The following is a 23673-nucleotide window of genomic DNA, read 5'->3' on the forward strand; positions in this document are numbered from 1 at the left end:
AAAGTGTTGCTGCATTGTGCCGGTTTTTCTTTGCGGCAGGAAAGATAAGATGCCCGGCAAATCCCCTGTACATTCCGGAGTTGTTGCATGGATACCGTCTCGCTGGCCAAGCGCCGCTACACCACCAAAGCCTACGATGCCTCGCGCCGCATTCCCCAGGCCACTGTCGACGCCCTGCTCGAACAACTGCGCCACAGCCCGTCCTCGGTCAATTCCCAGCCCTGGCACTTCATCGTCGCCGACAGTGCCGAAGGCAAGGCCCGTCTGGCCAAGAGCACCGCAGAGCGTTTTGCTTACAACACGCCGAAGCTCGTTGATGCTTCGCATGTGATTGTGTTCTGTACCCGTACTGAAATGACCGAGGCACACCTCAATGCTGTGCTCGAACAGGAAGCTGCCGATGGCCGTTTTCGCGATGAGCAAGCACGCGCTGCGCAGAACCAGAGCCGCCGTCACTACGTCGACCTGCATCGCTATGACCAGAAGGATGTGCAGCACTGGATGGAAAAGCAGACCTACCTGGCGTTGGGGACCGCGTTGCTGGGTGCTGCGGCACATGGCCTGGACGCCACGCCGATCGAGGGCTTCGACAGCAAGATCCTGGATGCCGAACTGGGGCTGCGTGAGCGTGGCTTTACCAGCGTGGTAATCCTCAGCCTGGGCTATCGTGCTGAAACGGACTTCAACGCTGGGCTGAACAAGTCGCGCTTGCCGGTGTCGCAGGTGTTCACTTTCCTGTGAGGTGACTGGGGCGCAGGGCGCCCCAGTCACGCCGTGCAGCAGGCCGTTCGAGGGCCCGGCTTACCACAACGCTGCAGATGCTGCAGTCAGTATCCGGGCAAACACTTCGATCGCTTTGTCCACTTCGGCCTCGGTGCTGTAGCGCCCGATGCTCAAGCGCACACTGTTGCGTGCCTGGCGTTCGTCCAGCCCCAGTGCCAGCAGCACATGTGAGGCGGCATTGCTGGCGGAGTTGCAAGCCGAGGTGGTCGACAACGCCAGCTCGCTGGCCAGCGCCGCACTGTTGAAGCCCTTGCTGTCGATGCACAGGTTCAAGGTATGGGGAATGCGTTGGCTGACGCAGCCGTTCAGGCTGACGCCGGGCAAGGCCAGCAGGCCTTCGCGCAGGCGCCTTGCCAGTTGCTCCAGGCGCAGGTGCTCACTGTCGCCGGGCTGGCCTGCCAAGGCAAAAGCGCTACCCATGCCCGCGATCTGGTGGGTCGCCAGGGTGCCGGAGCGCAGGCCCTGTTCGTGGCCGCCGCCGTGCATCTGCGCGCGCATCAGCGCTCGGGCGCGTGGCCCGACGTACAGCGCGCCAATGCCTTTTGGCCCGTAAACCTTGTGCGCCGAAAACGACATCAGGTCCACGGCCATCGCGTTCAGGTCGATGGTCAGCTTACCCACGGCCTGCGCCGCATCCACATGCAGCAAGGCACCGTGGGCACGCACCCGCTCGCCAATGGCGGCAAAATCGGTGACTGTGCCCAGCTCGTTGTTGACCGCCATCAGCGATACCAGGCGGGTATCGGCACGCAACGCTGCCTGGACGCTGGCGGGCTGTATCAGGCCGGCGGCATCCGGTGCCAGGCGGGTAACAGCCCAGCCCTGGCGCTCCAGTTCGGCCACGGTGTCGAGCACGGCCTTGTGCTCCAGCTGGCTGGTAATCAGGTGGCCGGGCTGGCCTAGGCCTTGGGCAATGCCTTTGAGTGCCAGGTTGTTGGACTCGGTCGCGCCCGAGGTCCAGATCAGGTTGTCGGCCTGCGCGCCGATGCACTCGGCCACTTGCTGGCGGGCTTGCTCCACGGTTTGTCGGGCAGATTGGCCGTAGGCATGGCCACTGGACGCCGGGTTGCCGAAGTTGGCCTGGCTGCCAAGGCAGGCAAGCATGGTTTCGATAACCCGGTCGTCGACGGGGGTGGTGGCGGCGTAATCGAAGTAGAGCGGGGCGCTAGGCATTGGGGCAGGTCCATGTCTGTTGCCGTGAAGTCGGCGATTGATGGGATAAGGTTACCCGCCACCTGTGAGACATTTTTTGCCTAGCGCAGCCTTTTTTTCAATTTTCGCGAGAAAAATTTCTCTCTATCGATTTATTTGTAGGATTATTTTCCTCTTCCATCCAAGGGCCGATGGGCAAGCCCCTCGCAGATGACTTCAGGCAGGCTCCAGGGCCTTCTCTTCTTCGGCTACCACGCGTTCGCACAATTCTGTGATCTGCTCACGCATCCAGCGGTTTGCCGGGTCCTGGTCGGTGCTTTCATGCCAGTACAGGTGCGTTTCAAGCGCAGGCACCTCCACCGGCAGTGGCTGGTAACGCAACTGATGGCGGCGGGCGAAGCGCTCGGGAACCGTCATCGCCATGTCGGTCTGCTGCAACACCTGCGAAGCCATCAGGTAATGCTGCGAACGCAAGGCCACCTTGCGCTGTACACCCATCTTGCCCAGGGCCAGGTCGACATAGCCCAGCCCGTTGCGGCGGCTGGAGATATGGATGTGGGTCATGCCCAGGTAGCTGTCGAGGGTCAGCTTGCTGTCGGCTTGCGGGTGGCCCTGGCGCAGGGCGCAGACATAGCGGTCTTGCATCAGCTTGACATGGCGCACCTGCGGGTCGGTATTCAGGGGCGCGTCGATGGCGAAATCCAGGCGGCCGGCGGCGAGCTCCTTGGTGGTCTCGCGGCGCTTGCACAGAAAGCTTTCGATCAACACCGCTGGCGCCAGACGGCGCAGGCGCTGGAACAGCGGCGGCAGGATCACCGCCTCGGTCAGGTCGGTCATGCTGATGCGGAAGGTCTTGTTGGCCTGTTGCGGGTTGAAGATGCGGCTTTCCTGCACCGAGGTACGCAGCAGTGCCAAGGCGTTGCGCACCGGGCCGATGATGTTCTGTGCCATGGGCGTGGGTACCATGCCCTGCGCGGTGCGCACGAACAGCGGGTCGTTGAAGGTTTCGCGCAACCGCGACAGGGCGTTGGACACCGCTGGCTGGGTAATGCCGACGATCTGCCCGGCGCGGGTCAGGTTGGCTTCTGTGTAGATCGCGTCGAACACGATGAACAGATTGAGGTCGACCTTGCTAAGGTTCATGGGCGCCGCTCTTTGTTGGAATTATCAGCCGATCATATATCGGTTATGAATGTTTATACACGCCGAAAATAGACTAGGTGGATGGGCATGTGCTGCTCTAGGCTCTGGCCCATGTACTCCGAACCGTGAAGGTAGCCCCGATGGATTTCGCCTATTCGCCCAAGGTCCAGGCACTGCGCGAACGCGTCACCGCGTTCATGGATGCCTATGTCTACCCCGCTGAAGCGGTGTTCGAGCGCCAGGTCGTCGAGGGCGACCGCTGGCAACCCACCGCAATCATGGAGGAGCTCAAGGTCAAGGCCCGTGCCGAAGGGCTATGGAACCTGTTCTTGCCTGAATCGGAATACGGCGCCGGTCTGAACAACCTGGAATACGCCCCGCTGGCGGAAATCATGGGCCGCTCGTTGCTTGGCCCGGAGCCGTTCAACTGCTCGGCGCCGGACACCGGCAATATGGAAGTGCTGGTGCGCTATGGCAGCGAAGCACAGAAACGCCAGTGGCTGGAGCCGTTGCTGTCTGGCGAGATCCGCTCGGCATTCGCCATGACCGAGCCGGACGTGGCCTCCTCGGACGCCACCAACATGGCCGCCACGGCTGTGTGTGACGGTGACGAATGGGTGATCAACGGCCGTAAGTGGTGGACCTCCGGCGCCTGCGACCCGCGTTGCAAGGTGATGATCTTCATGGGCCTGTCCGACCCAGAAGGGCCGCGCCACCAGCAACACTCGATGGTGTTGGTGCCCACCGATACGCCCGGTGTGAAGATCGTCCGCCCGCTGCCGGTGTTCGGCTATGACGATGCCCCTCATGGCCATGCCGAAGTTCTGTTCGAGAATGTGCGGGTGCCGTATGAAAACGTGATCCTTGGCGAAGGCCGAGGCTTCGAAATTGCACAGGGCCGCTTGGGCCCAGGGCGCATCCACCACTGCATGCGCTCGGTAGGCATGGCCGAGCGTGCGCTGGAGCTGATGTGCAAGCGCTCAGTCGAGCGGACTGCCTTTGGCCGGCCACTGGCACGGCTGGGCGGCAACGTCGACAAGATTGCCGACTCGCGCATGGAGATCGACATGGCCCGGCTGCTGACGTTGAAAGCGGCGTACATGATGGACACCGTCGGCAACAAGGTGGCCCGCAGCGAGATCGCGCAGATCAAGGTGGTGGCGCCGAACGTGGCGTTGAAGGTGATCGACCGGGCGATCCAGATACATGGCGGGGCAGGGGTGAGCGGCGATTTCCCGCTGGCCTACATGTATGCCATGCAGCGCACCCTGCGCTTGGCTGACGGGCCGGATGAAGTGCACCGGGCGGCGATTGGCAAATATGAAATTGGCAAGTATGTGCCCGTGGAGATGTTGCGCAGTGGGCGGTGATTCCCTCGTCACTTGCTACATACCTGTTCGTGGGCGTGTTCGTGAACAGGTATTTTAAGTAAAGCTCGGGTAACTTGTAGGACGCTTCTGATTCTCTGTGCCAAGCGCTTGAGGCCGCCCCGTGGGTGTTAGGTTTCTAACCCTATCCACCCACAGGGAGCTTGAGGATGCGCGTCAGTCTAGAGGGAAAAGGTCAGGCGGTAGATGGCGATGTGACCACAACGGGAGCTATCTGTATCGCGACGGGGGCCGGCTATCTCGACGAGGGCCGAATGGTGCTCCGTGAAGGCGACCAGACCACGCCATGCCCTCTTTGTGGGCAGGTGGGAATGGTCGCCGAAGGTGTGGATCACTTCATTTCCGATGGCCAGCGGGTGGCCATGGACGGTGCGCTGGTTGTCTGTGGTTGTTCGCCGGGCAGCAATCGAGTGGTCGCACCGCTGTATCAAGCACCGCCACCCATGCAGCCCCTAGCAGGGCTTGCCAATGCTCACTTTGCCGAACCGGCAACCGCCGTCTACCCGGAGCGTTTCTCCCAACCTGTAATAGGTGCACTGCCCGGTACGCTGGAGCCGGGCTTCTACGTTGTTCCTCGACGCATGTCGTTCTCACAGGTGCTGCTGCAGTTGGCTGAGCACGACGCCACATTGCCGATCTCCCGGTTGCAGCGGCTCAACCCGACGTTTACACAAGGCTTCAAAGCAGGGGAAATCTTCGTCATCGGTGATCCTGACAACGGTAATGCCTGCACGCGCGAGGAGGGAGAACTGATGGCAGCGGCGCAGCATGCGCGGCGTGCGCTGGAGGTGCTCGACTACGCCGAAGCGGACTTCATGATGGAGCACCAGGCCGAGATCGCCGGCTTGCTCAGCGATGCAAGCTTGTCCATGGGCGTGGGTAAGGACATGCTGGATCAAGGTTTGAAACAGGTCAGTCATACATTGACGCGTATCGAGCAACTCCACCAGCGGGAGTTCATGCGCCACGGCCATCTGAACAGCCCAGGCTTCTTCGCCGAACGACGGCGGCTTCTGCAGCAACTGGATGGACAGCTGAAAACAGCATTTCTGAACAAGCAGCTGAACCTTGGGAATTATGAGCGCTTGAGGAAGAGTTTGAATATCTCGACCAAGAGCCTGGTGCATCATTGGTCGAAAGCGGGTGGGCCGGGGCAGATTCCGGGGTATGCGACGCATCTGGAGAAGGTGGCGAAGCTTAGCAATTACCTCAAATATGGCGGACATGCTGCAGTAGGGGTGGGCGGCGCTTCGTCTTACTTGAACGTGCAGGAGGTGTGTCGGGCCGGTGAGTCTGGAGCTTGCAAGAAGGTTCGTTTTACCGAAACGGGTAGCTTCGCCGGTGGTCTGGGAGGCGGCTTGCTTGGAGCTTGGGGAGGAGGTGGTGCTGCAACAGCTCTATGCGGTGTTTTCGCGGTCGGTACTGGTGGGCTTGGCGTTCCGGTATGCGGGATTGTCATCGTTGGCGCCAGCTCTGCGGCAGGCTCTATTGGCCTTGGCGCATTCGGAGAAAAGGCTGGAGAGGTACTTTATGAGGTGATAGATGATTAACTTCGACAGTTGGTCGCCGCTGCTTAAACTAGCCTTTCTGATTGTCCCGTTTCTCACTGGTTTTTCAGGTCTTGCTATAAATGTGCGAATTGCAATGTCCCGTGATTTTCAAGTCGCCTTGTCAGCTATCACAAGCAACCCCTATCTGGAGCAGATGAAACCCGTTTGGAGTGGAGGAAGCCTGAGGTCTCGCTGTCTGCTGATGAGTGCGGTGAGCGCTTTGGTCACGTTTCCTAGGCTACATCTGCATATGGGTTGGTTGGATGAAGAGGAACTTAAGCATTTCCCGCCGTACTTGAAGCGAAAAATGGCTATCGCGCTATGGCTCATTTTCATCGCGTTGCTTTGGTCGTTGATGGGTTACTTTATAATTAAAAAGTAATACTGGGTCAGGCCCGCAATTGCGGGTCTTCATCCTTTTGCACATTCGAAACATTTCCTTGCTGGGTGGACTCTACAGCCGCCTTCTGCCCCCTTGTCTTTACCAACGAAACCACCACCCCACCCAGCAACAGCCCGAACGTCACCCCCAGCGACAGCAACGCCGGCACCTTGCCCACCATGCCGTGGTAGAAAATCTTGCAGCCAATAAAGATCAGCACCAGCGCCAGCGCGTACTTCAGGTAAACAAACCGGTGCATCAACGCCGACAGCGCAAAGTACAGCGAGCGCAACCCAAGAATGGCGAAGATGTTCGAGGTGTAAACGATGAACGGGTCCTGGGTGATGGCGAAGATGGCCGGCACGCTGTCGACGGCGAACACCAGATCGGCCAGTTCGATCAGCACCAGCGCCAGAAACAACGGGGTGGCATAACGCAGGGCCTTGCTGTGCCCGGGCGGGGTTTGGCGTATGAAGAAGTGCGAGCCGTGAATCTGGTCGGTGACCCGCATGTGCCGGCGCACGAACTTGATGATCGGGTTGTTGGCCAGGTCCGGGTGGCTGTCTTCTCTCGACAGCGCCATCTTCACCCCGGTGAACAGCAGGAAGGCGCCGAAGAGGTACAGCACCCAGGCAAAGTTCTGCACCAGCGCCGCGCCCACGCCGATCATGATCGCCCGCAGGAACACCACCCCAAGGATGCCCCAGAACAGCACGCGGTGCTGGTAGCGGCGGGGGATGGCGAAGTAGCTGAAGATCATCGCCATCACGAACACGTTGTCCATCGACAGCGACTGCTCGACCAGGAAACCGGTGTAGAACTCCAGCGCTGACTGTGAGCCCAATTGATACCAGACCCCGGCGCCGAACAGTACACCGACGCTGAAATAGCCCGAATACAGCAGCAGGCTTTCGCGCATTTCGATTTCCCGGTCGTGGCGGTGCAGCACACCCAGGTCGAGTACCAGCAAACCGATGACGATCGCCACGAACGCCAGCCATAACCAGGCGCTGGTTCCGAGAACGGGGGTGGTGAGGAATGCGTGCAGAGCTGTCATGAGCCCCTCCTTGAATGTCGACGTTGCTTGGCAACAGTGATCCGACATGGCGGCTTGGCAGCCGTCAGAGGGGCCCGGTATCACATGGGCTTGAGCCTAGACCCGTTTACCACGGATGCCGAATGAGGAGCTGTTACATTTCTTTGCCAAGGCCGTTCCTCAGGCTTCAAGTCAGTACACCCACACCTCGACCCGGCGATTACGCAAGCGCCCTTGTTCCAGCTCATTCCCGGCCACTGGCAGTTCATCGCCCATCCCCGTCACTTCAAGCACCTCCACGCCCTCGCGCGCCAGCTCGCGACGCACCGCCTGGGCGCGCAGTCGGGAGAGCAGGGCGGCCCGGCCTGGCGTTTCCTTGGGGTCACCGAACCCGACCAGTACCGCTTTGCTCTGCAGCTTGCCGGCCTGGCGCAGGTACTCGGCCACCCGTTGCACATCGCGCAGGGCTTTGTTATCGAGGCTGGCGCTGCCTTCCTGGAAACGGAAGTTCACGCTTAGCCGTTGCGCTTGCTGGGTCAGGGTGCGATAGCGTGGCGGCATGTCCGCCTGGGGCGGTACAGGCTGGGCCTTGATCTGCTGCGACACGAAACCCTGTTGGGCGACGATCGCCTGGCCTGCCGGGCTTTGGGCGAAATCGGCCAGGGCTCTGGCCTGGGGCTTGGGGTTGGTCGGCAGGTAGAAGTACAGGCGCCGCGACAACGGGTAGTCCTCGCTCGCTACTCGCGCACGCGCTGGCAGCATGGCCGGCGCGTCGCCCTCGGCCACCGCCAGCACCTTGGCCCCATGAACGGCGGCCAGGCTACTGAAGCCGATGGCCTGGCGGTCGGAGGCCACACGCGAAGCCAGTTCGTCACTGGACTCGAAGCGCCGTGCCTTGGCCGACAGTTCATCATGCCGGGGTTCCAGCACGAGCGCCTTGAACGTTTCAAAGGTGCCGGAGCGGTCGTCACGGGCGTACAGGTGGATGGCCCCGCCGGAGACGCCCAGTTGCTCCCAGCGCTGGACCTTGCCCGAGAAAATGTGCGCCAGTTGCCGGAGGGTGAGTTGTGGCAATGGGTTGTTGGGGTGGACGATGACCGCCACGCCGTCCAGGCCGATGACTTGTTCGGCATCGGCGGCGCGCAGGTCGCCCACCGCCTGCAACTGGCGTAATTCGCTGTCGTTGATCGGACGCGAGGCAGCTGCCAGGTCGGCATCGCCACGTCCGAGGGCGACGAAGCCGGTGCTGGAACCGTGGGCGGCGATGTCGATGCGCACCGGCTGCCCGTGTGCGTCGCGGGCGGTGATCACGGTCTCGTTGGCGACGTTGCCGGGGTGTTGTTCGATAACGGTGGCTTGCTGCGCGCGCAATTGCCCCTGCACCAGCGCCGGCAGCAAGGCCGCGCCAATCGTGTTGGAGCCTTGCACGCGCAGGTGCAGGGGCTCTGCCAGTGTCGCCAGCGGTAGCAGGGTGAGCAGCAAGACGAGCAGGCGGGGCATGCCGGGTGGCCTATGGCATAGAGTTGGCCGGCAGATTACGACAGTGGCGTGATGATCATGTGACAGTGCGTAGGGGCCGCAAAGCGGCCCCGGCGGTCTCAGTGCGCCCCGGCAGATTTGCTCAGGTCGCTCTCTGCCCATTCGGTATAGATGCACGCATCAGCCACCGCCCAGCGCACCTTCACGGTATCGCCCGGCTGCATTGGCAAGCCGGCAGCCGACAACGCTTTTACTGTCAACTCCGTGCCACCCGCAGTCACCACATGGCAGGTCTGGCTCTCGCCCAGAAACAGCACTTCGCCAACCTTGGCACTGACCTCGTTCCAGCCCGCCGGCAGCGGCTCGCGCGCAGCCTGTTCGGCGGTCAAAGCCAGGGCCTTTTCCGGGCGTACCATGATCAGCGCATCCTGCGAAGCTGCCAGTCCCGGGGTCAAGCGGATGGCCACCGGCTGTCCCTCGAAGCTGCCCGCGCCGTTGCTGCTGGCCTTGATGCGCAGGAAGTTCGAGTTGCCGAGGAACGAGGCGACAAAGGCATTCGGCGGGTTCTGGTACAGGTCGTAACCGGTGCCCAGGCCGACGATCTTGCCGTGGCTGAAAATGGCGATGCGCTGGGACAGGCGCATGGCTTCTTCTTGATCGTGGGTGACGTAGACGATGGTAATGCCCAGCCGGCGATGCAGTTGGCGCAGCTCATCCTGCAGGTCTTCGCGCAGTTTCTTGTCCAGCGCGCCAAGCGGTTCGTCCATCAGCAGGATACGTGGTTCGTATACCAGCGCCCGGGCAATCGCCACGCGTTGCTGCTGCCCGCCGGACATCTGCGAGGGCTTGCGGTGGGCGAACTTCTCCAGTTGCACCAGCTTGAGCATGGCGTCGACGCGCTTGGCGGTTTCGGCCGCGTTGAGCTTGCGAATGGCCAGCGGGAAGGCGATGTTGTCGCGTACGTTCAGGTGCGGGAACAGCGAGTAGCGCTGGAACACCATGCCGATATCACGCTTGTGCGGCGGCACGTTCACCAGCGACTGGCCATCGACCAGGATCTCGCCGCTGCTCGGCGTCTCGAAGCCGGCCAGCATCGACAGGGTGGTGGACTTGCCCGAGCCGCTGGAGCCGAGGAAGGTCAGGAACTCGCCGTCCTGGATTTCCAGGTCGAGGTTGTCCACGGCGGTGAAGTCGCCGTAGTGCTTGTTCAGGCCGCGCAGGCTGACCAGGGTCTTGCCTGGCGCGTTGTCTTTGATCACTGCACTCATTGTTGTTTTCTCCGCGCGCTCAGGCGTTTGTTTCGGTGCGCCGGCGCAAGGCGGCGGCAATGAACATGACAAGCAGCGACAGGCCGATCAGCAGGGTCGAGGCGACGGCGATGACCGGGCTGAGGTCCTGGCGCAGGGTGGTCCACATTTTCACTGGCAGTGTCTGCAGGTCGGGGCTGGCCATCATCACGCTCAGCACCACCTCATCCCACGACACCAGGAAAGCGAACAGGCCGCCGGCGATCATCCCCGGGCGAATGGCCGGGAAGGTGACCTTGAAGATGGCTTGCAGGCGCGAAGCACCGCAGATCACCGCAGCATCCTCGATCGACTGGTCGAACAGCTTCAGCGAGTTGATGATCGAGATGATGGTGAAGGGCAGGGCGACGATCACATGGCTGACCACGAAGGCAAACAGCGTGCCGGTGTAGCCGAGCTTGAGGAACAGCGCATACACCGCCACGGCAATGATCACCAGTGGCACGATCATCGGCATGGTGAACAACCCGTACAGCAGCTCGCGACCCGGGAAACGGCCCCGCACCAGGGCGAATGCGCTGGGCAGGCCCAGCAGCACGGCGGCAATGGTGGTCAGCACGGCCACCTTGAGGCTGGCCAGTGCGGCGTCCATCCACTCCGGGTTGGAGAAGAACTGGCCGTACCATTTGAAGGTCCAGCCCGGCGGCGGGAATACCAGCCACTGGGATGAGCCGAAGGACAGCAACACGATGAACACCACCGGCAGCAGCAGGAAGGCCGCAATGACCCCGGTGGTCAGGTACAGGCCCGTGCGCAGCGGGCGGCCCATGGCATTGGGAGACAGGAGCATGGCAGTTTACCTCGCATTGCCAACCGGGGATTCCGGCTGCAGCTTCAGGTACAGGTAGAAGAGCACCAGGGTGATCACCACCAGCAGTGCGGCGGCGGCGCTGGCCAGGCCCCAGTTGAGGAACGACTGCACCTGCTGGATGATGAATTCGGGCAGCATCATGTTCTGCGCACCGCCCAGCAGTGCCGGGGTGACGTAGTAACCGAGCGACATCACGAACACCATCAGCGCCCCGGAGAACAGCCCCGAGCGGCACAGCGGCAGGAACACCTTCCAGAAGTTGGTCCACGGGCTGGCGCCGCAGATGGAGCCGGCCTGCAGCACCATCGGATCGATGGCGTGCATGGTCGCCTGCAGCGGCAGCACGATGAACGGGATCATGATGTAGCTCATGCCGATCACCACGCCGGTGAGGTTATGCACCATTTCCAGCGGGGTATCGATGATACCCATGGCCATCAACGCCTTGTTGATCACCCCCGAGCTTTGCAGCAACACCAGCCACGAATAGGTGCGCGCCAGCAGGCTGGTCCACATCGACAGCAGCACGATGTTCAGCAGCCAGCGGCCCCAGCCCTTGGGCACCAGGGTGATCGCCCAGGCCAGCGGGAAGCCCAGCAACACGCTGATCAGGGTAACCACGCCGGCCACCGAGAAGGTGTTGAACAGCACCCGTGCGTAGGCCGAGTTGGCGAACAGCTGCTCGTAGTTGCCCAGCCCCGGCGTTGGCTCCAGCACCCCGCGCAGCAACAGGCCGACCAGCGGGGCGAAGAAGAACAGGCCAAGGAACAACAGGGCCGGCAGCAGGTTGCGGCTGCCCTTCCAGCGCTGGCTCAGGCTGGCGCGGCGGGGTGCCGTACCCGGGGCGCCGGTGCCCGTGGGGGCACCTTGCGCGTTATGCAGGGCGTTGATGGCGACTTTCATTTGACCAACCACTCATTCCAGCGAGCCGCGATGGCCTGGCCGTTCTTGGCCCAGTAGGCGAAGTCGAGGGTGACCTGGTCTTGGGCGTAGGCAGTCGGCAGGTTGGGCGCAAGGTCTTTGTCCAGCTTGGCCACGCTGTCGACGTTTACAGGGGCGTAGGCGGTCTTGTTGGCGAACTCGGCCTGGCCTTCGGCGCTGCTGGCGTTGGCCAGGAACTTCATCGCCGCATCCTTGTTCTTGGCGCCTTTGGGGATGACCAGGAAGTCGGCCATGACCAGGTTCTGCTTCCAGCTCACGCCGACAGGGGCGCCGTCTTGTTGCAGGGCATACACACGGCCGTTCCAGAACTGGCCGAGCGAGGCTTCACCCGAGGCCAGGAGCTGCTGCGACTGGGCGCCACCGCCCCACCAGACGATGTCTTTCTTGATGGTGTCGAGTTTCTTGAAGGCGCGGTCCAGGTCCAGCGGGTACAGCTTGTCTGGCGCTACGCCGTCGGCCAGCAGGGCCAGCTCCAGCACGCCAGGGCTTGGCCATTTGTACAGGGCGCGTTTGCCGGGGTAGGTCTTGGTGTCGAACAGTGCGGTCCAGTCCACCGGCTTGTTGGCACCGAGCTTGCCTTCGTTGTAGCCCAGCACGAAGGAGAAGAAGAACGAGCCGACGCCATGGTCGGAGACAAAGCGCGGGTCGATCTTGTCGCGTTTGATCTGGCTGAAATCGAGGGGCTCCAGCAGGCCCTCGCTGGCGGCGCGCAGGGCAAAATCGGCTTCCACATCGACCACATCCCATTGCACGTTGCCGCTCTCGACCATGGCCTTGAGCTTGCCGTAGTCGGTGGGGCCGTCCTGCACGACTTTGATGTCGGTGGCTTTGGTGAAGGGGACTGCCCATGCTTCTTTCTGGGCGTCCTGGGTGGTACCGCCCCAACTGACGAAATTCAGGCTGTCAGCGGCCTGGGCGGCCTGACAGGCCAGGGTCAGCAGGCTGGCGGACAGCACTGCGGTTACACGTTTGCTCAACAGCATGGTTACGCCCTCGTTGCTTTTGTTATTCGAGGCGGGGCTTGTGGTGCGCCCGCCAACAGTGTTCGGGGAGCAGCTAAAACAAAGTGTCTGGGTGGCCGTTTGTAATTGTAGGTGCCGGCCTGCAGATTCAAGGTCTACGGGATATCATATTATGGTATTCCAAACTTTTGGCAAGAGGCATGAGGCGACCGGCCATCACTCTGTCCTTTCAGAAACGCGGCGGGGCCCCACAGGGCCCCGCCAAATCAAATGCTTATGTGTTTTCAGCCGATTATTCCGGGCTCAAAGGGAATGCTCTGCACCACTTCCAGCTCGTACCCCGCCAGCCCTGCATACTTCAGTGGAGGCCCCAGGTGACGCAGCTTGCCCACGCCCAGGTCCTGCAGAATCTGCGCCCCGGTGCCGACTTCGGAATACACCTTCGATTGCCCACGCTGATAAGGCCGTAGCGGCTGCGTCAACTGCGGTACGCGCTCCAGCAAGGCCTGGGAGGATTCGTGGTTGGCCAGGATCACCACGACACCAGCACCTTCCTCGGCCACCTTCTGCAAGGCCGCCCACAACGTCCAGTTGGCCGGGCCGGCGTATTCGGCACCCACCAGGTCGCGCAGCGGGTCGATCACATGCACCCGCACCAGGGTTGGCTGCTCGCGGCGGATGTCACCCATGACCATGGCCATGTGCACGCCGCCTTCGATGCGGTCTTCATAGGTGACCAGGCGGAAGGTACCGTGCACGGTAGGCAGTTCGCGTTCGCCGATGCGCTTGATGGTCTGCTCGGTGCTCAGGCGGTAATGGATCAGGTCGGCGATGGTGCCGATCTTGATGCCATGCCGGGCGGCGAATACTTCAAGGTCCGGGCGGCGGGCCATGGTGCCGTCGTCGTTGAGCACTTCGACAATCACCGAGGCCGGGCTGAAGCCGGCCAGGCGGGCCAGGTCGCAGCCGGCTTCGGTGTGGCCGGCGCGGGTCAGCACGCCGCCTTCACGGGCGCGCAGGGGGAAAATGTGGCCGGGTTGCACCAGGTCTGCGGGGCGGGCGTTGGGGGCCATGGCGGCGGCTACGGTACGCGCCCGGTCGGCGGCGGAAATACCAGTGGTGACGCCGGTGGCCGCTTCGATAGACACGGTGAAGGCAGTACTGAACACGCTGCCGTTGGCCGGTACCATCTGCTCCAGGCCCAGGCGCTGGCAGTGTTCGTCGGTCAGTGTCAGGCAGATCAGGCCACGCGCTTCGCGGGCCATGAAGTTGATGGCCTGGGCGTCGCAACGCTCGGCGGCGATCAGCAGGTCGCCTTCGTTTTCCCGGTCCTCGTCATCCACCAGCAGGACCATCTTGCCTTGCCGGTAGTCCTCGAGAAGTTCTTCGATGGTGTTGAAAGCCATGTTGCACGCTCACTGTGGCGGGGTGATTATTATGGTATACCATCATACACAAATATCGCCGTAACAGGAGAGCAGCGCATGAAGGCCTATTGGATCGCCCATGTGGACGTGACCGACCCCGAGCAATACCAGCAGTACACCCAGCGCGCCCCGGCTGCCTTCAAGGCGTTCGGCGGTCGCTTCCTGGCCCGTGGCGGGCGCAGCGAAGCAATGGAAGGGCGGCCTACCCCTCAGCGTAGCGTGGTGATCGAGTTCGACTCGTACGCGCAGGCGGTGGCGTGCTACCGGTCCGCGCTGTACCAGGAGGCGTGCAGCCATCGCCAGGGTGTCGCGAAGGCTGAAGTGATCATCGTCGAAGGGTTCGAACCTTGAGGTAGTTGCCGATGGCCCCATCGCCGGCAAGCCAGCTACCACAGGTACTGCACAGATTTCAGAACCTGTGCAGTACCTGTGGTAGCTGGCTTGCCGGCGATAGGGCCATCATTGTCAAAGCAGAAACTCAAGGCATACCTGGCAATTCATGTGGCCGCAGGTCAAACACCAGCACCTCGGCATCCACCCCATTGCCCAGTTCCAGCATCTGTTCCTGCCTTACCCGCACCCCGTCCCCTTCATTCAGCACCCGTCCATTGAGCTCGATGCTGCCCCGGGCCACATGCACATAGGCATGGCGGTTTTCCGGCAAGGTCAGGCTGGCGCGCTCGTCACCGTCGAACAGGCCCGCATACACCCGCGCATTCTGCCGCACCTGCAACGACCCTTCGGCGCCATCCGGCGAGATGATCAGGCGCAGCTTGCCGCGCTTTTCCTCGGCACTGAAATGCTGTTGCTGGTAACGCGGCGTAGCGCCTTGCACGTTCGGCACGATCCAGATTTGCAAAAAGTGCACCGGCTGCGCCTGGCTGTGGTTGAACTCGCTGTGCGCCACGCCGTGCCCGGCGCTCATCAGTTGCACATCGCCCGGCCGGATCACCGAACCGGTGCCTAGCGTGTCCTTGTGCTCCAGCGCGCCTTCCAGCACATAGGAGAAAATCTCCATGTCGCGGTGCGGGTGTTCACCAAAGCCCTTGCCGGGGATGACGCGGTCGTCGTTGATCACCAGCAAGTCAGAGAATCCTTGCTCGTCCGGGTTGCGGTAATGGCCGAACGAGAAGGTATGGAAGGATTTCAACCAGCCATGGAAGGCCAGGCCGCGGTCTTGGGCGTTACGGACGGTGAGCATGGTGATTCTCCTTGAATGCCGGGGCCGTGAGGGCTGCCGTGCGGTCGATGGAGATAACTTTACTGTCACCTGAATGTTTGAAAAATACCGTTAGCATGGAATGACTGTCTTGTTTTAAGTGACAGTTGATCCAAGCTTTTGTAGGGCAATTCTGAATTTTCAGCCGCTCGGTCTCTGTCCGTTTACCGGTGATAGCGTCGGTATTTCCATACAGGGAGTTGCTCATGACACGCATATCGATACATGGCAAAGGACAGGCACTCGATGGTGACCTCACTACCACTGGGGCGGTCTGCATAGCCAGCAGTACCCACTATCGGGGGAACAACCAGCGTGCCCTGCGCCTAGGGGACGCCACGACAGAGTGCCCGGGATGCAAGAAGCCCGGTGTAATCGTTGAAGGGCTTCATTTCTTCAACATCGAAGGAAAACCAGCTGTGGTAGATGGGGCGCTGGTCAAGTGTGGCTGTCCAGAGGGCAGTAACCGTGTCGTGGCCATGGGGGGACGTGGTTTGGCGGCAAGCCCCTCGGCGGCACAGCAGACAAGCCAGGCGGCAACATCAGGCCAAGCCGGCTCCACTTCCCCCTTGAAAGCTTCGCTATCAGAAGCAAAACCGCAGCCTGTAATCTGCAAACATCCTGACATGATGGAGCAGGTTGCCAGCTACATCGCTGGAGAAATGAATCGCAACATCACACACCCATCCGTGCTGAAAAGGCGGAAGCTAACCAGCTTTGACGCGACAGAGGAACATGCAAAATTTCAAAAGCTGCCTTGGTATGCACGTCTTTTACCGCCTGACTTTCAAGCAATGATGATTGGCAACACTGCTGCCGCGATGGCGCTTTGGACAGAGAGGGTTGGTCAGAACAGGCCATGTGATCACAAGGTGGCGATTGCACAACGGTTCGGCAGGGTTTGGTATAAGCAAGGTGAAGTCGACTACTTCTACGACATCTGGTCGAACATACACTATGGCTATGTGGGACGGGCGGGGGGCCTTTCAGAAAGTGTTCTTCTGGATGGTGCCGGGCTTGAGCAGGTTGCATCAGACACCATTCGGAAGGTTCAAGATTGGGATGAGCAAGATGGACCTCGTCGCTACGCAGACATCGACGGGATGCGGGCTTGGGATGATATAGGCGATCGTGTCTCTATCAGTATTGGCATCAAACAGTATAAGCAGCAATCAAACGGTGGGATTACGGTAAAGGTGCTCATGGATGAGGTATTAGCATTGCCACTTTCAAGTTGGGGAGGCAGCGTACGTGATCATGTCTGCAACTAAACCGAAACGGCATTTTTGGCGCTGGGTGGTCGCGATAATGCTCGCCCCAATCGTCTTTTGGTATGTCGCTACACCCCGTGTAAGTTTTCATTTTTCTGACAAAGGCCAGGGTCGCCTTGGCTATATCTTGAATGTTCAGCACGACATATCAAAAGGTGAAATCTACCCAGGCGAAACCACAGGCGGCGGTGGGCATATCTTCCCGAACGACCAATTTTTCATGCAGCTCGATTGGAGCAACCGTGGAAAGTGGCACTGCATTCGGGCCAAACCCAAGTGGCCCAGGATCGATATCTACATCGGGGCGGACGGTGGCATAGATAGCCGCACTGATGGCAGATTCATTGAAGCCTGTGGGCCATTTCCGCAATAGAAGCAAAAGACCCGCCTGGACGGGTCTTTTAGTCATCGACTCTGCACAAGCTGCACCCAAATGGTGGGATCACGGTAAAGATGCTCATGGCCGGAGTGTCAGCATTGCCACGCTCAAGCTGGGGAGGTGCCATAGTTGATCACGCCTGCGAATAAGCCGAAACGGCATATCTGGCGCTGGGTAGTGGTGATATTGCTTTCGCCTATCATTTTTTGGTATTTCGCCACACCTCAGGTGAGTTTTCATTTTTCTGACAAAGGCCAAGGGCGCCTCGGCTACATCTTGAATGTCCAGCACGACATATCAAAAGGCGAGATCTACCCGGGTGAAGCCACCGGCGGCGCTGGCCACATTTTCCCGAACGACCAATTTTTCATGCAGCTTGATTGGAACAACCGTGGGAAATCGCACTGCATCCGTGTCAAACCCAGATGGCCAAGTATCGATATCTATATCGGGGCAGACGGTGCCATAGATAGCCGCACCGATGGCAGATTCATTGAAGCCTGCGGGCCATTTCCGAAATAGAAGCAAAAGACCCGCCTAGGCGGGTCTTTTGATTATCGACTCACTGCAAATGCACTTTAAGTTCGGTGCCCGCCTGCCTCATCGCTGCCTTCACCGCTGGCACCTGGCTCAAAGGGTTCAACAGCCCATAGTCATGAATCATCCCGTTGTACCGCACCGAGGTCACTGTCACGCCGGCCGCATTCAACTTGCGGGCATACGCCTCACCCTCATCCCGCAGCACATCGAATTCGGCCGTCTGCACCAGCGCTGGCGGCAACCCTTTCAACTGTTCACTGCTGGCCCGCAGCGGCGAGGTATAGATCTGTTCCCGCGCTTTGGCATCGGTGGTGTAGTTGTCCCAGAACCACTTCATCATCCGCGTGGTCAGGAAGTGCCCTTCGGCAAACTGTTTGTATGACACAGTCTCGAAGCTGGCATCGGTCACCGGCCACAGCAGCAACTGGAAGCGCAGGGCAGGGGTACCGGCCTCTTTGGCCTTGAGTGCAACCACCGCTGCCATGTTGCCGCCGACGCTGTTGCCGGCTACAGCCAAGCGCTTGCCGTCCACACCGATTTCCTTGCCATGCTCGGCTACCCAGCGGGTTGCGGCATACGCCTGGTTGATCGCCGTTGGGTAGTGCGCTTCTGGTGATGGGGTGTAGTCCACATAAACCGCCACCGCACCGGAGCCGACCACCAGGTCGTGGATCAGCCGCTGGTGGGTTGGGAAGTCGCCCAGCACCCAACCGCCACCGTGGAAGAACATGAACACCGGCAGGTCACCCTTGACGTTGGCCGGGCGCACCACCTGCAGCTTGATCGATTCGCCGTTGGCCTGGATGGTGCGTGCCTTCACCTCGATACCGGAGAGGTCGACCTTGACCGAAGCCTGTGCGCCAGTCAGCACCGCACGGGCGTCTTTCGGGCTGAGTTGCTCCAGTGGCTTGCCGCCGCCTTTTTCCAGGGCTTCGAGGAAGGCCTGGGTATGTTGTTCGACACCTGGGCTGCCCGCAGCAAAGGCGCTGGAAACGGACAGGGTCAGAAGGGACGCGGTAAGGGCTTTGTGGACAATGTTCATGAGCGAATCCTTTTCTATGTAAGTGTTGGTAGTAGGCGTCTTGCCTGGCCTGGTGGGCCATCGCTGCGACTTGTGCGTAGATTAGGCAGATGCACTCGCGGGAAAAAGCCGCTATAAAGCGTTTGACTGTCACTATGAGCGAGACAATGAACCCTTACGAAGACATGCGCATTTTTGCCCAGGTCATGGAGGCCGGCAGTTTCACCGCTGCCGCTGACCGCCTGGGCATGTCCAAGCAATCGGTCAGCCGGCGCCTGATGCAGCTCGAAGAGCGCCTGGGTGTGCGCCTGCTCAACCGCTCCACCCGGCGCCTGGACGCCACGCCGCTAGGCCAGCACTACTACCAGTCGGCGCTGCGTTTGCTGGGTGAAGTGCAGCAGGTGGAGCACGACATCAGCGGCCAGGCCCAGGCCTTGCGCGGCACCTTGCGCCTGAGCGCGCCACTGTCATTTGCCATGGCGCATCTGGGTTGCCTGCTGACAGAGTTCCTGCAATTGCACCCGCAAGTGGATGTGGAGGTGGACCTTAGTGACCGGGCCGTAGACCTGATCGGCGAGGGTTACGACCTGGCACTGCGCATTGGCGCGCTGGAGGATTCCAGCCTGATTGCACGGCGTATTGCCAGTGTCGAGCGGGTCTACTGTGCGAGCCCGGATTACTTGCAAGCGCGAGGCGTGCCGACAGCACCGGATGAACTGGCCGGCCATGACTGCCTGCCTTATGGGCATTCGCGTCAGGTGCAGTGGCAGTTTCGCCAGGGCGGCAAGGCGCAGGCGATTCAGGTGGCCGGGCGGATGCGTGCGAACAACGGCGAGTTGCTCCGTGATGCAGCCATCGCCGGGATGGGGGTTACCTATCTGCCGACCTTCATCGTTGGGCAGGCGTTGGCGGACGGGCGGCTGCTCAGTGTGCTTGAAACGTGGACGCCTCCGTCATTGCAGCTGTCGGCGGTGTACCCGCAGCACCGGCAGGTGGCGCGGCCGGTGCAGGGGTTTGTCGACTTCCTGCGTGAACGGTTGGTGCAGCTTTAGGCTTGCGCCAGCACTTCACCCAGCAACGCGTCCAACTCGATCAGCCCACCCTCGAATTCATCCATCGCATCCAGTACTGCCTCACGGAAATACGCCAACGACGCCCGATCAAACAACAGCTGCAACCCCGGCCGCTCTTCAGTCCCCACATTCACCACGATCACATTGAGCCGCGCCGCCGAGGTCTGCGCCACGGCGCCGATAGGAAATGCCTGTAAACGCAGATCAACGCCGCACAACTTGGCCATCACCGCACTGCCATGTGCCCCTGACAGCTGCAGCCAGGCATGGCTGTCCTGACGCGGCAGCAGGTAGTTGCGCTGGCCATCCTGCACCCACTCGGCCTCTATGGCAGCCACTTGCGCGCCTTTGTCAGCCAGGCTGCCCAGCAGCAGGTACTCGGTCTGCGACAACCGCGCTACCCAGCCGCCGTCGTCCTGGCGCACGGCCTGGTTCGGCTGCTGCGGCAAGTGGTAGCCACGTTGCAGCAGATAGGCAGCACTGTCGCCGCCGCGAAACCCGACCCGCGCCACATCGGTCAGGTCGGTCAATGCACAGGTAGGCAACAGCTCGGCCCGCGGGCGGCGAGGGACAAACACGTTGGCTTGCAAACTGGTCATGGTTCAGAGCTCCTGGCGCAGGTTGTCGGGGTCGTGGAACGGCAGCTGCACTACCTTGGCGTGCACCATCGCACCGCCCTCCACGCGGATCGGGATGTGCATACCCGGGGTGGCCTGATGGGCGCCGGCATAGGCCAGGCCGATGATCTGCCCGAGGGTTTGCGAGTACTCGCAGGAAGTGACGTTGCCGCTGATGTCTGGCCCGTCCAGCACCAGGTGTCCCTCCAGCGGCTGAGGGCTGCCCTTGGGCAGGGTGAAACCGACCAGCTTGCGCTTGAGCGGCTGCGCTTCAAGGATTTCGATGGAGCGCTTGCCGACGAAGAACGGCTTCTTGCGGCCGATGGCCCACTGCATGTCGATCTCTGCCGGGTGGGTCATGCCGTCGGTGTCCTGGCTGATGATCACATGGCCTTTTTCCAGGCGCAGCAGGCGTTGCGTCTCGACGCCGAAGGGGCGAATGCCCAGGCCCGCACCAGCCTGCATCAGGGCGTCCCACAGGTGTTCGGCATGGCGCGCCGGCACATGCACTTCATAGCCCAACTCACCGACGAAACCGACCCGCAGGATGCGCGCGGGGATACCGGCCACCTTGCCCAGGCGCACGCCCAGGTACGGGAAGGCCTCGGCCGACAACTCGACATCGTCACACACTTTGGCCAGCACCTGGCGTGACAGCGGCCCGGCCAGGTTAACGGCAGCCAGGGCGGCGGTGACGTTGGTGATGTCCACGTCCAGGCGCCACTGCGCGTTCCACTTCAGCATCTGCTGGTAGATGCGGTCGACGCCGCTGGTGGTGGCGGTGACATAGAAGTGTTGCTCGCCCAGGCGCGCGCAGACGCCATCGTCGATCACCACGCCGTGCTCGTTGGTCATCAGCGCGTATCGGGTGCGGCCGATGGGCAGCTTGGCAAAGCCAAAGGTGTACAGGCGCTCCAGCAGTTCGGCGGCGTCCGGACCGCGTACGTCCAGGCCACCCAGGGTGGAAACGTCGATCAGGCCGACCTTCTCGCGCACATGGCGAGCTTCTTCCTGCATGCAACGCTCGCGGTCTTCGGGTTTGCCGTAGTAGGCCGGGCGTTGCCAGATACCCGCGGGCATCATCTTCGCGCCAGCTTGCAGGTGACGACGATGCATCGGTGTTTGCCGGTAGGGGTCGAAGGCGCGCCCTGCGACGTGTGCCAGCTTTTCGGCCTGGAACGGTGGCCGGGCGGTGGTCACCCCGGTTTCGCTGATGCTGCGACGGGTGGCATCGGCCACCAGGCGTGCAGTGGGCAGCGCCGAGTGGCGGCCCTGGGACGGGCCCATGCCGACGGTGGAGAAGCGCTTGACCAGCTGCACGTCTTGGTAGCCGCTGCGGGTGGCGTTGACGATATCGCGCACTTGCAAGTCTTCGTCGAAGTCGACGAAATCCTTGCCCTTGGGGTGGGGGAAGATCGGCCAGGGGAAATTGACCTTGGCTTCGGCGCTGAGCACCGATTGCGCTGGCGTTTGCAGACCTAGCGCGGCCACCGCTTCAGCGGCCCCGCGTGTGGCATCGGCCAGCACGTTGGCCAGTGCGTGACGGCCGTTCGCGGAGCCTACGACATCCAGCCCGGCCGGCAGGTTGCTGATGGCGAACTCATCACGGTTGACGTCATAGGCCAGTTTACCTCCGGCCTGGCACAGCAACTGGTACACCGGCATGTAGCCCGCCGACATGCACAGCAGGTCGCAAGCCAGGCGCAGCCCGTGCGGGCCGACCTTGCCCTGGCCGGTGATCGGGCGAATGTCCACGCCGCTGACGTGGCGCATGCCCGCTTCGTGCTGCGCTTCATACACGGTGCTGCCCAGGTGCACGGGGATATCGCGGCGCTTCAGTTCAGCGGCCAGCGCGGCATCGGCCGGCGCCGCGCGCATGTCGACCACGGCGGCCACGGCCACGCCTTGCTCTTGCAGGTCCAGGGCGGCGAGGTAGCCGTCGTCGTGGCCGGTGAGGATCACCGCGCGCTGCCCTGGTTTGACCGCGTACAGCTTCATCAGCCGCTGGGCTGCGCTGGTCAGCATCACCCCCGGTAGGTCGTTGTTGCGGAACACCACCGGCTGGTCGAACGAACCGGCCGCCACCAGGCAGCGGCTGGCGCGCACCTTGTACAGGCGTTTGTGCTGGATCACCGGCAGGTAGTTGTCGGTGAACCAGCCATTGCAGGTGGCCTCCAGCAGCACCTGGATATTCGGGTGGCCCTCGATGGCGGCCAGCAGTTCCTGACGCAGGCTGGCGGCACGGGTGCCGGCGATGTCGAAGCGGGCGTAGGTGAGCGAGCCGCCCAGCACCGGCTGTTGTTCGATCAGCAGCACCTTGGCCCCGGCATTGGCCGCGTCCAGCGCGGCGCGCAGGCCGGCGGGGCCGCCGCCGATGACTGCCACATCAACAAACAGATAGGCTTTGTCGTAGTACTGCGGCTTGAATCCCAGGTCGAGCACGCCCAGGCCGGCCTTCTTGCGAATCAGCGGCTCCCACACTTTCCACATGCCCTTGGGCTTGTAGAACGAGCGGTAGTAGAAGCCCACCGGCATGAAGCGCGAGAACTTGCCCAGGTAGGCGTCGCGGTCATGCTCCAGGCTGCCGTTGAAGTTCTGCCCCTCGACCACCTGGCCGTCGCGGACGGGCTCCAGGTCGGCCAGCACGTTGGGCTCTTCAGGCAACTGCACCAGGGTGTTGGCATCCTGCCCGGCCATGCTCAGCGGGCCGCGTGGGCGATGGTATTTGAACGAACGCGACAGCAACCAGCGGCCGTTGCCGAGCAGGGCGCTGGCAATGGTGTCACCGGCAAAACCCAGGCATGCCTGGCCGTCGAACTGGAAGCGCACGGGCTGCTCGCGGTCGATCAGCAGGCCCATGGGCGCGGGGAGGCGAGTGTGGCTGTTCATCCGGCGATCTCCGGGGTGGCGGCGGGGGTGAAGTCGACGCGGCGGTCGAACAGTGCTTTCGGGTCGAAGGTGCGCAGCACCTGGTCGCTTACCGTGTGACGCTCAGCCAGGAACCAGTAGCTGGAAGCGTTGTGCAGCCACCACTCGGTCACCACCCCGGCCAGGTTGTCGCTGTTGAACACATAGTCGGCCCACTCGGCATCGCTGCAGGCGGCCGGGTCGGGCATGTGCTTGAATTCGCCGCCGTAGGTGAACTCGCTGATGTTGCGCGGGCCATTCAAGGGGCAGGTCAGGATCTTCAT

The 23673-nt window shown here is 61.8% G+C and carries 24 protein-coding genes; 9 read left to right on the plus strand and 15 right to left on the minus strand.

Going from position 1 to position 23673, the window contains the following annotated elements; all coding sequences use genetic code 11:
- Window positions 1–87: 87 nt before the first annotated feature.
- Window positions 88–741, plus strand: coding sequence for an oxygen-insensitive NAD(P)H nitroreductase (gene nfsB / locus QQL85_RS08420; protein ID WP_284356005.1), 654 nt, complete (start codon window positions 88–90; stop codon window positions 739–741).
- Window positions 742–801: 60 nt separating this feature from the next.
- Here the strand turns inward: nfsB and QQL85_RS08425 are convergent, their stop codons facing one another.
- Together QQL85_RS08425 and QQL85_RS08430 are read right to left on the minus strand one after the other, a co-directional pair.
- Entirely contained in the window at window positions 802–1956 is a 1155-nt protein-coding gene (locus QQL85_RS08425) for a cysteine desulfurase family protein (RefSeq protein WP_284356006.1), read from the minus strand.
- Between the two features lie 195 nt (window positions 1957–2151).
- Window positions 2152–3078: a LysR family transcriptional regulator gene (locus QQL85_RS08430; RefSeq protein WP_284356007.1), complete on the minus strand. Its 927-nt coding sequence runs from the start codon at window positions 3076–3078 to the stop codon at window positions 2152–2154.
- 140 nt (window positions 3079–3218) lie between these two features.
- Between QQL85_RS08430 and QQL85_RS08435 the strand changes: the two genes are divergently transcribed.
- From QQL85_RS08435 to QQL85_RS08445, 3 genes are all read left to right on the plus strand, one after another.
- Window positions 3219–4448 (plus strand): acyl-CoA dehydrogenase, encoded by a 1230-nt coding sequence (locus QQL85_RS08435; protein ID WP_284356008.1) that lies wholly within the window; start codon window positions 3219–3221, stop codon window positions 4446–4448.
- A gap of 167 nt (window positions 4449–4615) precedes the next feature.
- Window positions 4616–6016 carry a PAAR domain-containing protein gene (locus QQL85_RS08440; protein ID WP_284368765.1) on the plus strand — a complete coding sequence of 467 codons (1401 nt, stop codon included), beginning with the start codon at window positions 4616–4618 and terminating at the stop codon, window positions 6014–6016.
- Entirely contained in the window at window positions 6009–6398 is a 390-nt protein-coding gene (locus QQL85_RS08445) for a hypothetical protein (protein WP_284355815.1), read from the plus strand. The genes QQL85_RS08440 and QQL85_RS08445 overlap by 8 nt, the downstream gene beginning before the upstream one ends.
- A gap of 7 nt (window positions 6399–6405) precedes the next feature.
- Here the strand turns inward: QQL85_RS08445 and QQL85_RS08450 are convergent, their stop codons facing one another.
- The 7 genes from QQL85_RS08450 to ribBA form a co-directional block, all read right to left on the minus strand.
- Window positions 6406–7455 carry a TerC family protein gene (locus QQL85_RS08450; protein WP_284355814.1) on the minus strand — a complete coding sequence of 350 codons (1050 nt, stop codon included), beginning with the start codon at window positions 7453–7455 and terminating at the stop codon, window positions 6406–6408.
- 171 nt (window positions 7456–7626) lie between these two features.
- A complete protein-coding gene (locus QQL85_RS08455) occupies window positions 7627–8934 on the minus strand; it encodes a substrate-binding domain-containing protein (RefSeq protein ID WP_284355813.1) in 1308 nt (435 codons plus the stop codon).
- Between the two features lie 98 nt (window positions 8935–9032).
- On the minus strand, window positions 9033–10181 hold the full coding sequence (locus tag QQL85_RS08460; RefSeq protein ID WP_284355812.1) for an ABC transporter ATP-binding protein: 1149 nt from the start codon (window positions 10179–10181) through the stop codon (window positions 9033–9035).
- A gap of 19 nt (window positions 10182–10200) precedes the next feature.
- Complete coding sequence (locus QQL85_RS08465) at window positions 10201–11010, minus strand: ABC transporter permease (protein WP_010954645.1); 810 nt, start codon at window positions 11008–11010, stop codon at window positions 10201–10203.
- 6 nt (window positions 11011–11016) lie between these two features.
- Window positions 11017–11934 carry an ABC transporter permease gene (locus QQL85_RS08470; RefSeq protein WP_060479151.1) on the minus strand — a complete coding sequence of 306 codons (918 nt, stop codon included), beginning with the start codon at window positions 11932–11934 and terminating at the stop codon, window positions 11017–11019.
- Complete coding sequence (locus tag QQL85_RS08475; protein WP_284355811.1) at window positions 11931–12956, minus strand: ABC transporter substrate-binding protein; 1026 nt, start codon at window positions 12954–12956, stop codon at window positions 11931–11933. Before QQL85_RS08475 ends, QQL85_RS08470 begins: the two co-directional genes overlap by 4 nt.
- 263 nt (window positions 12957–13219) lie before the next feature.
- On the minus strand, window positions 13220–14341 hold the full coding sequence (gene ribBA / locus QQL85_RS08480) for a bifunctional 3,4-dihydroxy-2-butanone-4-phosphate synthase/GTP cyclohydrolase II (RefSeq protein WP_284355810.1): 1122 nt from the start codon (window positions 14339–14341) through the stop codon (window positions 13220–13222).
- 78 nt (window positions 14342–14419) lie between these two features.
- Here ribBA and QQL85_RS08485 point away from each other — a divergent pair, with 78 nt between their 5' ends.
- A complete protein-coding gene (locus tag QQL85_RS08485; protein ID WP_284355809.1) occupies window positions 14420–14713 on the plus strand; it encodes a DUF1330 domain-containing protein in 294 nt (97 codons plus the stop codon).
- Between the two features lie 127 nt (window positions 14714–14840).
- On the opposite strand, the gene QQL85_RS08490 is transcribed toward QQL85_RS08485, so the two are convergent.
- Window positions 14841–15563, minus strand: coding sequence for a pirin family protein (locus tag QQL85_RS08490; protein ID WP_284355808.1), 723 nt, complete (start codon window positions 15561–15563; stop codon window positions 14841–14843).
- Window positions 15547–15789, minus strand: a complete 243-nt coding sequence (locus tag QQL85_RS08495) for a hypothetical protein (protein WP_284355807.1) — start codon at window positions 15787–15789, stop codon at window positions 15547–15549. The genes QQL85_RS08490 and QQL85_RS08495 overlap by 17 nt, the downstream gene beginning before the upstream one ends.
- On the opposite strand from QQL85_RS08495, the gene QQL85_RS08500 reads away from it, so the two are divergent.
- The 3 genes from QQL85_RS08500 to QQL85_RS08510 all read left to right on the plus strand — a co-directional run bounded on the left by QQL85_RS08500 (window position 15788) and on the right by QQL85_RS08510 (window position 17753).
- Window positions 15788–16852: a polymorphic toxin type 44 domain-containing protein gene (locus QQL85_RS08500; RefSeq protein ID WP_284355806.1), complete on the plus strand. Its 1065-nt coding sequence runs from the start codon at window positions 15788–15790 to the stop codon at window positions 16850–16852. The genes QQL85_RS08495 and QQL85_RS08500 overlap by 2 nt on opposite strands.
- A complete protein-coding gene (locus QQL85_RS08505; RefSeq protein ID WP_284355805.1) occupies window positions 16839–17225 on the plus strand; it encodes a hypothetical protein in 387 nt (128 codons plus the stop codon). Before QQL85_RS08500 ends, QQL85_RS08505 begins: the two co-directional genes overlap by 14 nt.
- 135 nt (window positions 17226–17360) lie before the next feature.
- Complete coding sequence (locus tag QQL85_RS08510) at window positions 17361–17753, plus strand: hypothetical protein (protein ID WP_284355804.1); 393 nt, start codon at window positions 17361–17363, stop codon at window positions 17751–17753.
- Between the two features lie 40 nt (window positions 17754–17793).
- Here the strand turns inward: QQL85_RS08510 and QQL85_RS08515 are convergent, their stop codons facing one another.
- A complete protein-coding gene (locus QQL85_RS08515; RefSeq protein WP_284355803.1) occupies window positions 17794–18813 on the minus strand; it encodes an alpha/beta hydrolase in 1020 nt (339 codons plus the stop codon).
- A 146-nt stretch (window positions 18814–18959) separates the two neighbouring features.
- Between QQL85_RS08515 and QQL85_RS08520 the strand changes: the two genes are divergently transcribed.
- Window positions 18960–19844, plus strand: a complete 885-nt coding sequence (locus tag QQL85_RS08520) for a LysR family transcriptional regulator (RefSeq protein ID WP_284355802.1) — start codon at window positions 18960–18962, stop codon at window positions 19842–19844.
- Here QQL85_RS08520 and QQL85_RS08525 read toward each other — a convergent pair.
- From QQL85_RS08525 to QQL85_RS08535, 3 genes are read right to left on the minus strand one after another with little or no spacing between them, the layout of a single operon-like run.
- A complete protein-coding gene (locus QQL85_RS08525) occupies window positions 19841–20464 on the minus strand; it encodes a sarcosine oxidase (protein ID WP_284355801.1) in 624 nt (207 codons plus the stop codon). The two genes, QQL85_RS08520 and QQL85_RS08525, sit on opposite strands and share 4 nt — an antisense overlap.
- A gap of 3 nt (window positions 20465–20467) precedes the next feature.
- Entirely contained in the window at window positions 20468–23371 is a 2904-nt protein-coding gene (locus tag QQL85_RS08530; RefSeq protein WP_284355800.1) for a 2Fe-2S iron-sulfur cluster-binding protein, read from the minus strand.
- The gene (locus QQL85_RS08535) at window positions 23368–23673 is read right to left on the minus strand and encodes a sarcosine oxidase subunit delta (RefSeq protein WP_238211221.1); all 306 of its coding nucleotides are present in this window, start codon (window positions 23671–23673) and stop codon (window positions 23368–23370) included. The genes QQL85_RS08530 and QQL85_RS08535 overlap by 4 nt, the downstream gene beginning before the upstream one ends.

Origin of the sequence: Pseudomonas putida, from assembly GCF_030159595.1 — a bacterium.
Taxonomy (GTDB): domain Bacteria; phylum Pseudomonadota; class Gammaproteobacteria; order Pseudomonadales; family Pseudomonadaceae; genus Aquipseudomonas; species Aquipseudomonas putida_AC.

Coding starts and splice junctions, on each gene's coding strand:
- nfsB (WP_284356005.1), top strand. CDS start 88: ATGGATACCGTCTCGCTGGCCAAGCGCCGCTACACCACCAAAGCCTAC.
- QQL85_RS08425 (WP_284356006.1), bottom strand. CDS start 1,956: ATGCCTAGCGCCCCGCTCTACTTCGATTACGCCGCCACCACCCCCGTC.
- QQL85_RS08430 (WP_284356007.1), bottom strand. CDS start 3,078: ATGAACCTTAGCAAGGTCGACCTCAATCTGTTCATCGTGTTCGACGCG.
- QQL85_RS08435 (WP_284356008.1), top strand. CDS start 3,219: ATGGATTTCGCCTATTCGCCCAAGGTCCAGGCACTGCGCGAACGCGTC.
- QQL85_RS08440 (WP_284368765.1), top strand. CDS start 4,616: ATGCGCGTCAGTCTAGAGGGAAAAGGTCAGGCGGTAGATGGCGATGTG.
- QQL85_RS08445 (WP_284355815.1), top strand. CDS start 6,009: ATGATTAACTTCGACAGTTGGTCGCCGCTGCTTAAACTAGCCTTTCTG.
- QQL85_RS08450 (WP_284355814.1), bottom strand. CDS start 7,455: ATGACAGCTCTGCACGCATTCCTCACCACCCCCGTTCTCGGAACCAGC.
- QQL85_RS08455 (WP_284355813.1), bottom strand. CDS start 8,934: ATGCCCCGCCTGCTCGTCTTGCTGCTCACCCTGCTACCGCTGGCGACA.
- QQL85_RS08460 (WP_284355812.1), bottom strand. CDS start 10,181: ATGAGTGCAGTGATCAAAGACAACGCGCCAGGCAAGACCCTGGTCAGC.
- QQL85_RS08465 (WP_010954645.1), bottom strand. CDS start 11,010: ATGCTCCTGTCTCCCAATGCCATGGGCCGCCCGCTGCGCACGGGCCTG.
- QQL85_RS08470 (WP_060479151.1), bottom strand. CDS start 11,934: ATGAAAGTCGCCATCAACGCCCTGCATAACGCGCAAGGTGCCCCCACG.
- QQL85_RS08475 (WP_284355811.1), bottom strand. CDS start 12,956: ATGCTGTTGAGCAAACGTGTAACCGCAGTGCTGTCCGCCAGCCTGCTG.
- ribBA (WP_284355810.1), bottom strand. CDS start 14,341: ATGGCTTTCAACACCATCGAAGAACTTCTCGAGGACTACCGGCAAGGC.
- QQL85_RS08485 (WP_284355809.1), top strand. CDS start 14,420: ATGAAGGCCTATTGGATCGCCCATGTGGACGTGACCGACCCCGAGCAA.
- QQL85_RS08490 (WP_284355808.1), bottom strand. CDS start 15,563: ATGCTCACCGTCCGTAACGCCCAAGACCGCGGCCTGGCCTTCCATGGC.
- QQL85_RS08500 (WP_284355806.1), top strand. CDS start 15,788: ATGACACGCATATCGATACATGGCAAAGGACAGGCACTCGATGGTGAC.
- QQL85_RS08495 (WP_284355807.1), bottom strand. CDS start 15,789: ATGAGCAACTCCCTGTATGGAAATACCGACGCTATCACCGGTAAACGG.
- QQL85_RS08505 (WP_284355805.1), top strand. CDS start 16,839: ATGTCTGCAACTAAACCGAAACGGCATTTTTGGCGCTGGGTGGTCGCG.
- QQL85_RS08515 (WP_284355803.1), bottom strand. CDS start 18,813: ATGAACATTGTCCACAAAGCCCTTACCGCGTCCCTTCTGACCCTGTCC.
- QQL85_RS08520 (WP_284355802.1), top strand. CDS start 18,960: ATGAACCCTTACGAAGACATGCGCATTTTTGCCCAGGTCATGGAGGCC.
- QQL85_RS08525 (WP_284355801.1), bottom strand. CDS start 20,464: ATGACCAGTTTGCAAGCCAACGTGTTTGTCCCTCGCCGCCCGCGGGCC.
- QQL85_RS08530 (WP_284355800.1), bottom strand. CDS start 23,371: ATGAACAGCCACACTCGCCTCCCCGCGCCCATGGGCCTGCTGATCGAC.
- QQL85_RS08535 (WP_238211221.1), bottom strand. CDS start 23,673: ATGAAGATCCTGACCTGCCCCTTGAATGGCCCGCGCAACATCAGCGAG.